The sequence below is a fragment of the Agromyces mediolanus genome, from assembly GCF_044917495.1.
Classification (GTDB): domain Bacteria; phylum Actinomycetota; class Actinomycetes; order Actinomycetales; family Microbacteriaceae; genus Agromyces; species Agromyces mediolanus_B.
The window spans coordinates 1-14,951 of the sequence record NZ_JAVSSI010000015.1; the positions used below are offsets into that span (position 1 = coordinate 1).

14 protein-coding genes and 1 pseudogene are annotated in these 14,951 nt (G+C 73.8%); 2 read left to right on the forward strand and 13 right to left on the reverse strand.

The window, feature by feature from the left end; all coding sequences use genetic code 11:
- Positions 1-503 (forward strand): annotated as a pseudogene (locus ROT00_RS16320) (DUF3459 domain-containing protein); the annotation flags it as partial.
- A 57-nt stretch (positions 504-560) separates the two neighbouring features.
- Here the strand turns inward: ROT00_RS16320 and ROT00_RS16325 are convergent.
- Positions 561-1,685, reverse strand: coding sequence for a M23 family metallopeptidase (locus tag ROT00_RS16325; RefSeq protein WP_404776093.1), 1,125 nt, complete (start codon positions 1,683-1,685; stop codon positions 561-563).
- A gap of 410 nt (positions 1,686-2,095) precedes the next feature.
- Here ROT00_RS16325 and ROT00_RS16330 point away from each other — a divergent pair, with 410 nt between their 5' ends.
- Complete coding sequence (locus tag ROT00_RS16330; RefSeq protein WP_404776094.1) at positions 2,096-2,416, forward strand: hypothetical protein; 321 nt, start codon at positions 2,096-2,098, stop codon at positions 2,414-2,416.
- A gap of 47 nt (positions 2,417-2,463) precedes the next feature.
- Here the strand turns inward: ROT00_RS16330 and ROT00_RS16335 are convergent, their stop codons facing one another.
- The 12 genes from ROT00_RS16335 to ROT00_RS16390 all read right to left on the reverse strand — a co-directional run bounded on the left by ROT00_RS16335 (position 2,464) and on the right by ROT00_RS16390 (position 14,758).
- Complete coding sequence (locus ROT00_RS16335; protein WP_404776095.1) at positions 2,464-3,288, reverse strand: inositol monophosphatase family protein; 825 nt, start codon at positions 3,286-3,288, stop codon at positions 2,464-2,466.
- A gap of 9 nt (positions 3,289-3,297) precedes the next feature.
- Entirely contained in the window at positions 3,298-3,711 is a 414-nt protein-coding gene (locus tag ROT00_RS16340; protein ID WP_404776096.1) for a DUF1801 domain-containing protein, read from the reverse strand.
- 145 nt (positions 3,712-3,856) lie between these two features.
- Positions 3,857-5,179, reverse strand: a complete 1,323-nt coding sequence (locus ROT00_RS16345) for a hypothetical protein (protein WP_404776097.1) — start codon at positions 5,177-5,179, stop codon at positions 3,857-3,859.
- A 32-nt stretch (positions 5,180-5,211) separates the two neighbouring features.
- Positions 5,212-6,210 carry a LacI family DNA-binding transcriptional regulator gene (locus ROT00_RS16350; protein WP_404776098.1) on the reverse strand — a complete coding sequence of 333 codons (999 nt, stop codon included), beginning with the start codon at positions 6,208-6,210 and terminating at the stop codon, positions 5,212-5,214.
- 43 nt (positions 6,211-6,253) lie between these two features.
- The gene (locus tag ROT00_RS16355) at positions 6,254-7,327 is read right to left on the reverse strand and encodes a C45 family autoproteolytic acyltransferase/hydrolase (RefSeq protein ID WP_404776099.1); all 1,074 of its coding nucleotides are present in this window, start codon (positions 7,325-7,327) and stop codon (positions 6,254-6,256) included.
- Between the two features lie 73 nt (positions 7,328-7,400).
- The gene (locus ROT00_RS16360) at positions 7,401-8,522 is read right to left on the reverse strand and encodes a P1 family peptidase (protein WP_404776100.1); all 1,122 of its coding nucleotides are present in this window, start codon (positions 8,520-8,522) and stop codon (positions 7,401-7,403) included.
- A complete protein-coding gene (locus ROT00_RS16365; RefSeq protein ID WP_404776101.1) occupies positions 8,519-9,562 on the reverse strand; it encodes a P1 family peptidase in 1,044 nt (347 codons plus the stop codon). Before ROT00_RS16365 ends, ROT00_RS16360 begins: the two co-directional genes overlap by 4 nt.
- Entirely contained in the window at positions 9,559-10,323 is a 765-nt protein-coding gene (locus tag ROT00_RS16370; RefSeq protein ID WP_404776102.1) for an ATP-binding cassette domain-containing protein, read from the reverse strand. Before ROT00_RS16370 ends, ROT00_RS16365 begins: the two co-directional genes overlap by 4 nt.
- Positions 10,320-11,273 (reverse strand): ABC transporter ATP-binding protein, encoded by a 954-nt coding sequence (locus ROT00_RS16375; protein ID WP_404776103.1) that lies wholly within the window; start codon positions 11,271-11,273, stop codon positions 10,320-10,322. Before ROT00_RS16375 ends, ROT00_RS16370 begins: the two co-directional genes overlap by 4 nt.
- Positions 11,270-12,154, reverse strand: coding sequence for an ABC transporter permease (locus ROT00_RS16380; RefSeq protein ID WP_404776104.1), 885 nt, complete (start codon positions 12,152-12,154; stop codon positions 11,270-11,272). The genes ROT00_RS16375 and ROT00_RS16380 overlap by 4 nt, the downstream gene beginning before the upstream one ends.
- Entirely contained in the window at positions 12,151-13,122 is a 972-nt protein-coding gene (locus tag ROT00_RS16385; protein ID WP_404776105.1) for an ABC transporter permease, read from the reverse strand. The genes ROT00_RS16380 and ROT00_RS16385 overlap by 4 nt, the downstream gene beginning before the upstream one ends.
- A 7-nt stretch (positions 13,123-13,129) precedes the next feature.
- Positions 13,130-14,758 carry an ABC transporter substrate-binding protein gene (locus ROT00_RS16390; RefSeq protein ID WP_404776106.1) on the reverse strand — a complete coding sequence of 543 codons (1,629 nt, stop codon included), beginning with the start codon at positions 14,756-14,758 and terminating at the stop codon, positions 13,130-13,132.
- Between the last annotated feature and the right edge of the window lie 193 nt (positions 14,759-14,951).

Below are 14,951 nucleotides of genomic sequence, written 5' to 3' on the forward strand. Positions count from 1 at the left end.
TCGGCCTGCCCGAAGCCATCGACCTCCCCGACGACGCCCGGCAGGACCCGACCTGGTTCCGCACGAACGGCGAACGCTACGGCCGCGACGGATGCCGCGTCCCCATCCCCTGGGAGGCCGGCTCGCCGTCCTACGGATTCGGACCGACGGATGCCTCCTGGCTCCCCCAACCCGCCGAGTGGGCCGAGTACGCCCGCGACCGCCAACACGACGTACCCGGATCCACCCTCTCGATGTACCGCGCCGCCCTCCGCCTGCGCCGCGAGCACACCCTCGCGAACGGCACCCTCGAATGGGTCGAAACCCCCGGCGCCCCCGACGTCGTCGCCTTCACGAACGGGCCGCTCCTCGTCGTCGCGAACACCGGCGACACCACCGTCGCGCTCGACGAGGTCCTCCCCGACGAGCACACCGCCCCCGCGGCCGCGCAGCCCCTGCTCGCCTCGGGAGACATGGCCCGCGGCATCCTCCCCGCAGACACCACCGTCTGGCTCGCCCGCTGAGCCGACGTCGGCCGGTGCCGCCTCAGCGGCCGGTGCCGCCTCAGCAGCCGGTGCCGGCTAGTTGGTGTTGGCGTACAGCCACTCGAGCGGGTCGACCCAGGTGCCGTTGATGCCGCCGATGCGGATCTCGAAGTGCAGGTGGGGCCCGGTCGACATGCCGGTGTTGCCGGTCTCGCCGATGATCTGACCGACCCGCACGGTGTCGCCGATCTCGACGGTGCGCGATCCCTCGATCATGTGCGCGTAGACGCTCGTGACGGTCTGGCCGTCGATGACGTGATCGATCATGATGACCGTGCCGAGCGATCCGCCCTCGTCGGTCGACTGCGACACGACGCCGTCGGCGATCGCCTGGATGTCGGCGCCGAGGCCCGGGTTGAAGTCCTGCCCGTGGTGGTCGCTCGAGCAGCCCGCGCAGTCGCGGTAGCCGAAGCGGTCACCGATGTGCACGCCGACGGCGAAGGGCCACTGGATCGTGCCGTTCGGGTTGTTCGTGAACGTCGCCTCCGGGCGGATGCCGGCGGCCGCAGCGTATTCGGCGATCGACTGCGACTTGTACGACTCGAGCCCGAGCTCCGGGGTCGCGGCGATCGCGTCGCCGCTCGTGTCGAGCGTCTGGCCCGCCTCGCGGCCCGAGTCGGTGCCGGTGAGCGCCATCGCCTGCACGTCGTCGGAGCTGAGCAGCGAGAGCGACGGCACCGAGGTGGCGACCGCGAGCATGGCCGCGAAGCCCATCGCGACGAGGCTCGTGAGCTTGGCCGCGCCGCGGCGCGAGCGCGCCGGAGCGGTGCCGGCGAACGCGGCGTTGGCGGAGCGGGACGGCTGCTCGGCCCGGGGCGCCTCGGGGGCTGCGGTCTTCGCGAGCCGGTGCGAGCGATTCTGCGGCGCGGGCTCGCGGAGGGCGCGCCGGCTGAGCGCGGCCTCGGGGCTCGGTACCGGGATGGCGGGCACGGTGGCGGCGAGCTCGGGCTCCGCCGGGGCCGGGAGCGGCTCGGCGATGCGAGCGGCGGGGTGCTCCTCGACCTGGGGCGGCGCGGCCTCGGCGGCGGCGGCCACAGCCTCGGCGGGCACGGGCTCGCCCGAGATGATGGCGTCGAACAGCTCGAGTCCGCTCGGCTCCTCGACCGCGGCGACCGGTGCGGCGGGCGCCGGTGCGGCGGGCGCCGGTGCGGCAGCCGGCATCGGCTCGGCAGCGGCTGCCGGAACGACCGGTGCCGGTGCGGCCGCAGGGGCCGCCGCCAGCTCGGCGGCGCGCTCCCGTTCGCGAAGCTCTCGACGGGTCAGGGGTCGTTCAGACCGCAGCGGGGTCTGAGTGCCTGGCGTTGAACCGTCGGGCACGAGGGGGGACTCGAGCACGTAGGGGCTTTCGGCGTTGGGGGCGGACGTAGGGGCCGTCATCCCGAGCGGTGCTCGGATAACAGATTGGTAAAGGCTACCCCGGGCACGCCGATCGCGCCACCCGCCGGGCGGCATCGACCTGCGGCATCCGCTCCGTTCCGGGCGACGCGCCGTGTCGCGCCGGCGGCCATCCGACCCGCGCCGGCCCGCTCGCGGACGCGCGGCGCGGAAGGAGAACGCCTAGGCTCGGGAGCATGTCCGGAGCGCTCTTCCACGCGGGGAACCGAACGGCGCCCCGCACCGCCGGGCGACGGATCGTCTGGATGGTCGTGACCCTCGTTCCGCTCGGCGCCCTCGCGACGGTCTTCACCGTCGCCGCGGTGTCGGCCTGGGCCGACGGCGGCCCGCCGCCGCGCGAGCTCGGCGAGGCGGTGCAGTTCACGGTGATCGCCGCGATCTCCGGGCTCTTCTTCCTCATCACCGCGATCGGCGGGGTGGTCCGCGTGCGCGAGCAGCTCCGGGAAGAGCGGGCGCAGCGCGAGCAGCGCGCCCCGGGAACCACGCAGCACGGCTGATCCGGCACGGGTCGGGGACGCATCCACCGACCCGCCGGCCGGCACGCTCAGGCGGCCAGTCCGGCCGCCGTCAGCGCCGCCCGCAGCTCCGGGGCGAGCGCCGGGCCGGCGGCGACGAGCAGCTCGCTCGACTCCGGGCCCCCGTGCGGGCCCGTGACGAGCGCACCGGCCTCACGGGCGACGAGTGCGCCGGCGGCGTGGTCCCAGGGGTTCAGGCCCGTCTCGTAGAAGCCGTCGATGCGCCCGGCCGCGAGCGCGCAGAGGTCGAGCGCGGCCGAGCCGAGACGGCGGACGTCGCGGATGCCGGGGAGCAGCTCGGCGACGACGGCGCCCTGCGCCCGCCGCGCCTCCGCCGAGTAGCCGAAGCCGGTGCCGATGAGCGCCCGCGAGAGCGGCACCGGATCGTTCACCCGCAGCTCCGCGCCCGCGAGCCGGGCGCCGCCGCCCGCGCTCGCTTCGAAGAGCTCGCCGGAGACGGGGTTCACGACGACGCCCGCGAGCGGGGTCCACGCGGCCGGATCGGCGCCGCCCGTCACGACCGCGACGCTGATCGACCAGTGCGGGATGCCGTAGAGGAAGTTCACGGTGCCGTCGATGGGGTCGACGATCCACTCGAGGCCGCTCGCGCCGATGCGCGCGGCGTCCTCCTCGCCGAAGACGCCGTCGTCCGGTCGCGCCTCGGCGATGAGCGCCCGGATGAGCGCCTCGGTGTCGCGGTCGACGGCGGTGACGATGTCGAGGGGCGTGGACTTCGTCGCGGCGACGCTCACCCCCTCGCGCCGGGCGGCGAGGGCGTGCTCGCCGGCGCGGACCGCGATGTCGCGGGCGAGGCCGAGGAGCTCGGCCGGGGACGGAACGGCTGTGGAGGTCATGCCCCCACGCTACGCGGCGCGGGTCTCGGCGAGCGAGCGCTCCAGCAGCTCCCGCAGGACACCGAGGTCGACGTTCGTCAGCCGGGTGAGGTACAGGCAGACCTTGCTCGAACGGTGCGGCCCGAGCCGGTCGAGCAGTTCCGGCCAGCGCTCGGCGAAGTCGTTCGCGAGGTAGATCGTGTGCTTCGTCGGCCCGGGCGCGAACGCCAGCTCCGGCGAGCGCCCGCTCCGGCCGCTGTCGTAGCGGTACTCGTATTCGCCGAAGCCGACGATGCGGTCCGCCCACACCACGGGCGATTCGCCGCTGACCTCGGCGTGCAGGCGCAGCAGCACGTCGACCTCGTCGCGGCGGGGGCCGCTCGCCCGGTCGAGGACCTCGGCGACCGGCCGATCGGACGGTGACATCGCGGGTGCCGTGCTCATCGTCGCCCTCCTGATCCGCGGGTCCCGTCGACCGTCCGGATCCCGTCGGGGCTCACGATACGTGAGGCGCGCCCTCGCCGTCAGTCCCCCGTCGCGAGCCGGGCGGACAGGTACGGGCGGGACTCCGGGCGGACGAGCACGAGACTCACTGGCCGAACAGCGGAAGGTCGGGGTACTCCCGGTCGTCCGGCTCGCTCGGCGGCTCGTAGCCGAAGCGGTTGCGCAGCGCCGGGCCGCGCGCCTCGAGCACCGCGCGGGCGGCGACGAGCAGGATCCCCACGGCGAGCCACCCCGCGAGGAACGGGGCGGCCTCGCCGAACGACGGCGGCTCGAGCGCGGCGGCGGAGCCGTCGGCCGGCGTCTCGACGAGCGCGGCGAACCACCAGCCCGCGGCGGCGACGCCGCAGACCGTCCACCAGATGAGGAGCGTCGTCGCGGCGCCGACGAGCGACGTCGTCGCCGAGCGCAGCAGCGCGGCGTCCCCAGGCGCGGGCCAGTCGCCGGCCCCCGCGCGCCGGAGCGCGGCCGCGGTGCGGCGGAACGCGAGCACCCCGGTGACGGCGAGCACCAGGATGCCGAGCGCGAGCACGACCGCGCCGACGACGGTGCCGGCGTCGATGACCCGCTCGACCTCGGGGGCGTAGGCGACGGGATCGGCGTAGAGCCCGGGCTGACGGAGATACACGCCGAGGAAGACGACGCCGGCGCCGATCGCGACCGCGATCCGCCCGGCCTGCGCGACCCGGTCGAGCGCGCCCCAGCCGCGCCGCTCGGCCCGCCGCATCGCCCGCGTCGTGATGCGGGTGGCGGGGCCGCGGTCGCCGACGACGCCCGTCGGCAGCTGGGAACCGAGACGCTGCCACCAGCGGCGGTCGCGGAGGACGAGCAGCCAGACTCCCGCCGCGCAGGCGAGCACCGCCGCGAGCAGCGCGCCCGAAGCGACGGCCCACGGCCAGAACTGGGCCCGGCTGAGCTCGTCGTCGAGCCGGCCGCCGTACTCGGCGGCGAGCACGAGGCACGGGATGACGGCGAGGAGCGCGAGCGAGCCGAGCCCGATGAGGCTCACGATCGCCGGCGTGGAGGGCGTGCGCGAGAGCTGCCCGCGCACGAGCACGGTGTCCCGCAGCTCGGCGGTCTTCGCCGGCAGCCCGGCGTAGAACGCCCCGAGGGCGAAGCGCGCGGCGGTCGCGAGCACGCCGAGGAGCAGCCCGACGAGCACGATCCCCCCGGCCGAGGCGGCGACGATCCCGCGGCCGAGGCGCTCCGTCGAGCCCAGAGCGGGCTCCGGCACCGCGGCGAGCGCGACGAGCATCGCGGCGCAGTCGAGCATCAGGGCGACGGCGCAGCCGAGGAGCACCGCCAGCGCGACGGCCTTCGCCGTGTCCGCGGCGACCAGCCGTCGGGTCGGCAGCGCCTCATGATGACGGCGCGCGCGGCCCCGTCCGTTCCCCCCGCGTGTCCGTGCCATCCAGGCCACGCTAGCGTGCCCCGGCGGCCGGCTCAGCCCTGCGCCCGTCCCTGGGTGGACTCGCGCACGTGCAGTTCGAGGGGCAGCTCGATCGAGGCGCCGCGCTCGGTCTCGCCGCTCATCAGGCGGAACAGCAGCCGCGCGCACTCCGCGCCCGCCTCGCCGCCCTTCGTGTCGATCGCGGTGACGGAGGGGTGCATGGCGCGCAGCGCGCTGTTGTCGACGCAGGAGGCGAGCAGGAGGTCTTCGCCGATCACCCGGCCCGCGGCGGTGACGACGGGGGCGACGGCCGCGGCGAAGCCGTCGCTCGCACCGATGAGCGCGTCGACGTCGGGCTCGCGCTCCAACAGCGCGGCCGCCTCGGCCTGCGCCTGCGAGGCATCCGTGCCGAAGGTGGCGACCGCGACCGCGGGATCGACGCCGTGGTCCCTGCACCAGGCGAGGTAGGACTCCTGGATGCCGATCGACCAGTCGGACACCGTCGCCGAGGCGAGGAGCGCCGGCCGCCGGGCCCCGCGCGCGGCGAGGTGGTCGAGGAGCACCCGGGTGTAGCCGCCGTGATCGGACCACACCACCCCGGTGGGCTGCTGCCCGCTCGGGAAGCGCTCCGAGGAGACGACCGGCAGCCCGCTCGCGAGCAGCCGCTCGACCATCGCGTCGCCCTCCGCCGGGTCGATCATGACGAGCCCGTCGACGTGCGGGGCGTAGTTCGGCCGCGCCTCCTCGCCGGAGACGATGACGGTCACGTCGTAGTCGAAGCCCGCCGCGACGTCGACGACGCCGTAGACGAAGGAGAGGTAGTGCTCGCTGCGGAAGACGACCTGCGGGATGTACAGCCCGATCGCGCCGGTCGTGGCGGTGCGGAGCGAGCGCGCCGAGCGGTTGATCGCGTAACCGAGCTCGGCTGCCGCGGCAAGCACCGCCTCGCGGGTGGCGTCCGAGACGCGGCCGTGCCCGCGCAGCGCGTCGGACGCGGTCGTCTTCGACACCCCCGCGGCCCGCGCCACGTCCACGATCGTCGCCGGTGTCACGTAGCCTCCCCGAGTCCCCGCCATTGTGCCAGACCCTCCCCGCTCAGAACACCTGCCAGCTCGCGCGCTCGACCCGGCACGGGCCGCCCTCGTGGAACTGCAGCCGCCCCGCCTCGAGATCGAGCGCGATCGTGAGGAGGGTCTGCCAGCGGTGCTCGAACGCGAGCTCCGGGTCGGGGTGGCAGCAGACGGGGGCGCCGTCGGCGTCGTGCACGAGCATCCCGATGGCGCGCTCGACCGGGTCCTCGGAACGGAACACCTCCTGCCTCGCGAGCAGCTGCTCGAGGCGGGGGTAGCTGCTCGCCGTCGCCGGGGAGAGCTCGCCGCCCGACAGCGCGCCGTCGAGGAAGTGGTTCGTGTGCACGAGCAGCCCGTCCTCGCTCGGCCGCACGACGGCCGTGCCGCCCGAGCTCAGCTCGACGCAGACCGCGTCGGCGACGCCGTCGGTGTAGGCGACGACCGTGAGCACCGTCGACGCGCTGACCGCCGCGGAGGACGCGATCGCGACCGCCTCCTCGAGCGTGCGCGCCCGGTCGAGCACGGCGCGGGCCACGACGTGCACCGGCACCCCGATCCCGTCGCCGTCGCCCGCGTGGTTCAGGATGTTGAAGTGCACGCCGATGCCGGCGCTGTTCAGGCCGATCTTGCCGAGGATGCCGAACTCGGTGAAGTAGCGCACCTCGTGGTCCGGGCGGATCCGCGCCCGCACGACGAGCGTGTGGTCGTTCGAGACGTCGTGCCAGTCCCAGGTCTGCACGGTGCGGGGCGCGGCATCCGCCGGCAGGGTGACCACCGTCGAGCACTCGCCCTCGCCGATCGCGCCGACCGTCGCGAGGATCTCGGTGCGCGCGTTCAGCACGCCGAGCTGCCAGTGCTCGAGGCCCGCGCCGTCGGCGAGGCCGCGGAGCTCCGCGGCGAGCTCCGGCGCCCACTCCTCGGTGCGGGCGATCGCATCCCGGCCGATGCCGGGCAGCGCGGCGGGGTCGACGCCGACGACGTCGAACAGCTCGGCGTAGCCGCGGGCGTTCCACGCGATCTCCTCGGCGCCGAAGCGGCCGAGGGCGAGCCCGCGCTGGTAGGGGTCGAGCTCATCGGTCTCGAAGCGGCGGACGGTCATCTGGCGGGTCCTTCCTCGCGGCGGGCCGCGAACGGGGTGGGGCGGGTGGGGCGGAGCGCAGCGGGCGATCCGCTCATCTGGCCGCCTCGAGCACGGCGTCCCAGGCGAGCTCGGAGGCCACCGCGGCGAGCGCGATGGAGTTCACCGCCTGCTCGCCGAGGCGCGTGCTGCCGGCGGGCGGCAGGGCGATCTCGTCGGTGGTCAGCGCGAACAGCGTGTCGCCGTCGTGGTTCGTGTGGAACGGCTGGATGGCCCGGTGCATGGAGCTGTGCACCTGGCGGCCGAAGAGCCGCAGCTCCTTGTCGTCGAGCTTCACGTTCGTGACGACCGCGGTGATGGTGGTGTTGCCGGCCGCGGTGACGGGCTGCTCGCCGGCGAGGAGCGCGGCCTCGTAGTCGACGACGGGGAGGCGGCGCTCCCCCGTCGCGGGGTCGTAGTTGCCGCGGACGATCCGGCCGTCGCGGTCGACGACGACGCCGACCGGGTTCACGATCGTGACGACGAGGATGCGGATGTCGCCGATCCGGCGGAACGCGGCGCCCTGCCCGGTGAACTCGCAGCGGGAGAGGTCGATCTTCCCCGCCGAGGCGGTGATGCCGGCGCCCACGCGGCCGACCGGGATGGCGTCGGTGCGCGCGGCCTCGAGCGCGGCGCGGCCGAGCGCCGCATCGGGGACGATGCCCGTGTCCCGCGCGCCGAGGTCGTAGATGACCGCGCCCGAGGCGGAGCGGAGGTCCTGCCAGCCGACGCGGCCCTGCTCGCGCACGAGCAGCTCCTCGTCGACGCCGGTCGCCGCCGCGAGCCCGTAGGACGAGCCGCCCGCGAAGCAGATGGCGTGGTTGAACTCCTCGTAGCGGCCGATGATGCCGATCGCGCCGCCGCGCGCGTCGACGGCGGTGCGGGCGCCGTCGACGATCGTGATGACCGTGGCGCCGGTCGGCCCGTTCGCGTACTCGGCCGTGCCGACGGCGACGCCGGGGAAGTCGAAGGGCACGAGTCCGCGGCCGACGCCGTGGCTCGGCACGAGCTCGACGTCGTCGTTGCCGACGCGGTCGCCCCAGTACGGCGGCGGGGTGAGCCGGTGGGGGGCTGCGCGGCCGGCGTCGCTCGCGGCGGGGTCGATGAAGGGCACGGCGGTTCCTTCCGTGGCGGATGCGGTGGGCTGGGCGGTGGGCACGGGATCTGCGGCGGTCATCGCGCCGCCTCGAGCACGGCGTCCCAGGCGAGCTCGGAGGCGAGCGCGCCGATCGCGATGGAGTTCACGGGCGCGTCGTCGTCCTCGGCCGGGATGGCGGGGTTGAGGTCGATCTCGTCGGTCGTGAGCGCGAACAGGGTGTCGCCGTCGAGCGCGGTGTGGAAGGGCTGGATGGCCCGGTTCATCGAGGAGTGCACCTGCCGGCCGAAGTGGATGAGCTCCCGGTCGCTCAGCCGCACGTTCGTGATCACCGCGGTGATCGTCGTGTTGCCGCGCTCAGCGCGGGGCTGCTGCGCGCGCTCGATGGCGGCGATGTAGTCGCCCTCGAGCCGGCGGCGCTCGCCGCGCTCGGCGTCGTAGTTGCCGCGCACGACCTCGCCGTCGCGGTCGACGATGACGCCGACCGGGTTCGGCACGGTCACGACGAGCACCCGGACGTCGCCGGCACGTCCGAAGGCGGCGCCCTGGCCGGTGAGCTCGGTGCGGGCGTAGTCGATCTTGCCGGCGGAGGCGGTGGCGCCCGCACCGACCCGGCCGACGGGGATCCGCCCGTGCGCGGCGGCGCGGATCGCGGCGCGGCCGAGCGCGGCATCCGGGTGGATCGCGGTCTCCCGGGCCGAGTAGTCGTAGATCACCGCGGTGGAGACGAGCTGCAGGTCGTCGACGCCGCCGCGGTTGCCGCCGCGGGCGCGGAGCTCGTCGGCGACGCCGGAGCCGGCGGAGAGGCCGTACACCGAGCCGCCGGTGAGGCAGATCGCGTGCGCGAAGTACTCGAAGCCGTTGCTCATGCCGATCGCGCCGCCGCGGGCGTCGATCGCGAGCCGGGCGCCGCCGGGCACGTGCAGCACGGTGCAGCCGGTGGGGCCGTTCTCGTAGGTGGCGACGCCGACCTCGACGCCGGGGAAGTCGTACGTGACGACGTCGCCCGACCACTCCGTGCTCGGCACGAGCTCGACGTCGCGGTTCGTCGGCCTCGGACCCCAGCTGGGGAGGCCGGCGAGCCTCGGCGGGATCGCGGTGGCTGGGGTGTCGACGGTCACAGTGCCTCCAGGAGTTGGCGGGAGTATTCGTGTTCTGGGGTCTCGTAGAAGCGGGCGGTGTCGGCCAGTTCCACGATCTCGCCGAGCCGCATCACGGCGATCCGGTGGGCGAGGTAGCGCACGGCCGCGAGGTCGTGCGAGATGAAGAGCGCGCCGAAGCCGTGCTCGGCCTGCAGGTCGATGATGAGGTTCAGGATCTGCGCCTGCACCGAGACGTCGAGCGCGCTCACCGCCTCGTCGAAGACGATGAAGCGGGGGTTCGTGACGAGGGCGCGGGCGATCGCGATGCGCTGCCGCTGCCCGCCGGAGAGCTCGTGCGGGAACCGCCCGGCGAGGGCCGGGTCGAGCCGCACCTGGCGGAACAACTCGCTCACCCGCTCGGCGTGCGCCGCGGGGCGGGAGCCGTCGAGGGCGGCGAGCGGTTCGGCGACCGAGAGGCCGACGGGGATCCGCGGGTCGAGCGACCAGGAGGGGTTCTGCGGCACCGTCTGGATGAGTCCGCGCCGGGCGCGGCGCTGCTTCGGCCCGCCGATCGGCTCGCCGAGGAAGCGCACGGTGCCGCTCGTCGGCTCGCGGAGCCCGAGCGCGACGCTCGCCGTCGTGCTCTTGCCGGAGCCGGACTCGCCGACGAGGCCGAGCGTCTCCCCGGCCCGCACGTCGAGGGTCACCTCGCGCATGGCGACGAGCTCGGTGCGGCCGCGGCCCCAGCCGGTGCGGAACACCGTCGTGACGCGGTCGAGCTCGAGGATCGTCTCGCTCATCGGGCCATCACCTCCTCCTCGGGCGCCGGCTCGGCGGGATCGTCGGCGTCGTCGTCGGCGGTGCCGGCATCCGCCTTCCGGCCCTTCGCACGCCGTTTCGCGGCGCGCTCCTCGTCGCGGAAGGCCTCGGCGAGCGAGGCGACGTCGACGGAGCTCGTCTCGATCCGCTCGCCCGGCTGCACCCCGGCCGGGTCGGCCGCGGCGAGCGCCCGGGTGTAGGGGTGCGTCGGCGAGCCGAGCACCTGCTCCGCGGGCCCGTCCTCGACGACGCGGCCCGCGTACATCACGGCGACGCGCTCGCACCAGCGGCCGACGCTGCGCAGGTCGTGGCTCAGCCACAGCACCGTCGCCCCGGCCTCGCGGGCGAGGCCGAAGACGAGCTTCGTCACCTCGCTGCGCACGTTCGAGTCGAGGGCGGCGGTCGGCTCGTCGGCGACGAGGATCCGCGGCGAGCGCGCCATCGTCATCGCGATGACGACGCGCTGGGCCATCCCGCCCGAGATCTCGTGCGGGAAGAGTCGGAGCACCCGCTCGGGCTCCCGCATCCGCACCCGCTCGAGGTGGCCGACGAGCGCGGCGCGGTCGTTCGGCAGCCCCTGCAGGGCGAGCTCGAGCTGCCGGCCGATGCGCATCGTCGGGTCGAGGGCGGAGATCGGGTCCTGCGGGATGAAGCCGAGCTGCTCGCGGCGGAGCGCCCGCAGCTCCTTCACGCCGAGGGTGAGCACGTCGCGCCCGTCGACGAGCACGCGGCCCTCCGGGTAGCGGGCGTTGCCCGGCAGCAGCCGGCCGATGAGCGAGCCCAGGGTCGACTTGCCCGAGCCGGACTCGCCGACGAGGCCCACGGTCTCCCCCGCCTGCACGGCGAGGCTCGCCCCGTCGAGGGCGCGCACGATGGTGCCGCCCGTCGAGTACTCGACGGTGACGTCCTGGATGTCGAGGATGGCGCTCATTCGAGGGACCTCGCCTCTCTCGGTTCGAATCGGTCGCGCAGGCTGTCGCCGATGAGGTTGATGGCGAGGATGGCGAGCACGAGGATGAGGCCCGGCAAGAGGATGAGCCACGGCGCCTTCACCATGTAGAGGGTGCCCTCCTGCACGAGCAGGCCGAGGCTCGAGCCCGGCAGCTGCACGCCGTAGCCGAGGAAGCTCAGCCCGCCCTCGACGAGGATCGCGACGGACAGCGCGTAGGTGCCCTGCACGGCGATCGTGCCGGAGATGTTCCGCAGCACGTGCCGCGTCATGATCACGGGCGTCGACACCCCGCTGATCACGGCGGAGGTGATGAAGTCGCGCTGCGCCACGAGCCTCGTCGCCTGCCCGACCATCCGGGTCATGAGCGGCACGGTGACGAGCACGATGCTGCAGAGCGCGGCGACGTAGCCGGGCCCGACGACCGCGGCGACGAGGATCGCGAGGACGATCGCCGGGAACGCGTAGAGGATGTCGCCGATCCGCATGATGAGCCCGCCGGTGCGGCCGCCGCGGTAGCCCGCGATGATGCCGCAGAGGGTCGCGATCACGGCGGTGAGGAGCACCGCGACCGCGGAGAGCAGCAGCGTCGTCATGACGCCTTCGAGGAGCCGCGGCAGCAGGGAGCGGCCGAGGCTGTCGGTGCCCGCCGGGTAGGCCAGCGAGGGCGGCGAGAGCCTGGGCCCGACGATCGCGGTCGGGCTGCCGCCGAGCCCGAAGAGCCGGCCGAGGAGCGCCGCGGTGAAGAGCACCGCGAGCGTCCACATGGCGGTCTTCGCGAGCCCGTCGAACGACGCGAGGTAGTCCCAGGCGCGGCGGACGACGTTGCGCGGCCGGCCCTCGACCCGGATGACGGCGGTCATGCGCGTCGTCCCTTCTGCGTGACGCTCACCCGCGGGTCGACGAGCCCGGTGAGCACGTCGATCAGGAGGCTCGCGATCACGAACACGGCGGTCGCGAGGAGCACGCCCGCCTGGATCACGGTGTAGTCGCGCCGGTCGAGCGCGAGCACCAGGTAGGAGCCGATGCCCGGCACGTTGAACACCCGCTCGACGATCACGGCGCCGCCGAGGAGGTAGGCCGTGATGGTCGCCGTGAGGGTGAGCACCGGGATGAGGGCGTTCCGCAGCACGTGGTGGCGGATGATGAAGCCCTTCGGCTCGCCGCGGGCCACCGAGGCGGCGATGTGCGGCTCCACGAGCACCCCGATCACCGCGTCGCGGGTGGTGCGCGCCGTCGCCGCCACGCAGAACACCGACAGCACGAGCGCGGGCAGCAGGAGCGACACGACCCCGCGGCCGAAGTCCGTCGTCGGCGAGGTGAACGCGCCGACCGAGAGTCCGAGGTCGAAGCGGGAGAAGAGGAACACGACGAGGCAGCCGAGCACGAACTCGGGGAAGCTGATGCCGATCGTCGAGACGATCCGCGCCGCGACGCTGCCGCGGCCGGTCGAGGCGTGCGTGCCGGCGTACACCCCGAGCGGGATGCCGATCGCGATGGTGACGAGCATCGCCATCCCGGCCAGCAGTGCCGTGACCGGCAGCCGGGAGGCGAGCTCGTCGAGCACCGGCTGCTGGCTCGCGAGCGAGAGCCCGAAGTCGCCGCGGGCCGCGTTGCCGAGCCAGAGCAGGTACTGCTCGGGCAGCGAGCGGTCGAAGCCGAAGCTCTGCCGCAGCTGCTCGCGCTGCTCCTCGTTGGAGAGCGGGCCGAGCACGATCTGGGCGAAGTCGCCGGGGAGGCTCCTGACCGCGGCGAAGATCAGGATGGATGCCCCGAGCAGCACGACGAGCGCGCTGAGGAGCCTCCCCGGGAGCCAGTGGAGCAGGCGCATCGTGCTGCTAGCCCTCGCTCTTCAGACGGAAGTCCGTGACGTAGCGGAAGATGTCGCCGTAGCCCTCGTTCGAGTTGATCGTGGGGCTGATCAGGTCGTCGCGGTAGGCGATGACGCCGGGGCGGGTCATCAGCGGCACCTGCTCGGCGCTCTCGTCGACCGCGGCGCAGAGCTTCGTGATCGTCTCGTCGCGCGAGTCGCCGGCGGGCTCCTCGCTCGCGTCGACGACGAGCTGGTTCAGCTCGGGCGTGCCCTGCATGAAGCGGGCGGTGAAGCCGGCCTGGTCGGTGTTCCACCAGCGCGAGACCATGGCGGCGTCGCCGTAGCCGGCGTACCAGCTGACGCCGATGTCGGCGCCCGCGGTCTCGTCGGAGCCGTAGAACGTCGCCCCGTAGGTGGCGTCGTCGACGATCTCGATGTCGACGGTCACGCCGAAGGGCTCGAGCTGCTGCTGGATCACCTGGGCGATCTTGCCCGGCGCGCTCTCGGAGTTCCAGGTCTGGAGCGAGAGGGTGATGTTCTCGGCACCGGCGTCGGCGAGGAGCTTCGTGATCTCCTCGTCGCTCAGCTGCTGGCTCGGCAGGCCGTCGGGGTCGCAGGCGCCCGGCAGCGAGACCGGCGAGACGCCGGTCGCGAGGCCGTGGCCGGCGAGGGTGAGGTCGGAGAGCTGCGCGCGGTCGATCGCGGCGTTCACGGCGAAGCGCACGCGCTCGTCGGCGAGCGGCGAGTCGGGGTTCGTCGAGTTCAGGATGACGTAGTAGAAGTCGGTGTTCTGCTGGTTCACGACCTTGGCCTCGGGGGTCCCGGCGAGGAGGTCGAGGGCGTCGGCGTTGTTGAAGAACACGTACTGGGCGCTGCCGTCGCGGATGGCGGCGAGGCGGTTGGCCTCGTCGGGCACGATCTCGAGCTCGACGGCGTCGATGCCGAGCGAGTCGAGGCCGTGGTAGTGCGGGTTCTGCTCGAAGGTCCAGGACTCGTCCTGCACGTGCGCGGTGGGCACGAAGGGGCCGGTGCCGACCATCTCGGTCTTGAGGTCGACGGTGCCGTCGCGCACCTCCTGCACGGGGATGATGCCCGCGGGCGTGTTCGCGAGCGCCCCGAGCAGCGCCGTGTAGGGCGCGGAGAGGGTGATCGTCACCTCGAGGTCGCCGGTGACCTCGACGGACTCGATCGGACCGAGCTGCAGCGACCAGGCGGAGCCGGTCTCGAGGAGGAGCTCGATGCTGCCCTTCACGTCCTCGGCGGTCATCGGGCGGCCGTTCGAGAAGACCGCGTCGTCGCGGAGGTGGAAGACGTACTCGGTGGGGCTGACCTCGTCCCAGGACTCCGCGAGGCCGGGGGTGAACTCGAAGTTCTCGTCGATGTTCACGAGCGTCTCGTAGCTGAGGCCCATGATCGTCCACGAGCGGGCGGTGTCGGCCGTGCGCGGGTCGAGGCCGTTCGGCTCGACGGTGTCGTAGTCGAGGTAGGCGCGGAAGGTGCCGCTCGAGGCGATCGACTCGTCGGCGACCGCGAGGAAGCCGGGGGCGACCTCGGCGGCGCCGTCGTCGCCGCCGGCGGCGGGCTCACCGGTGCAGCCGGTGAGGAGGAGGGTGGCGGCGGCGAGGCCGCCGATGAGGGGGAACGCGTGTCGCATCGTTGTCGACTCCCTTGGGTTCGTGGGCGGGGGCCCGTGATCGGAGGGGTGGAGCAAGGGGTTCCTGGTGTGGCGATCGGGATGCCGGATCGTTCCGGCGTGTTGGAAAGCTAGCCGCGATCGAGAGCCCCGTCAAGACCTCGGGCGAAGAACTTCCGGAATCGAGACATCCCCGTGATCTCGGCCGTCGGAT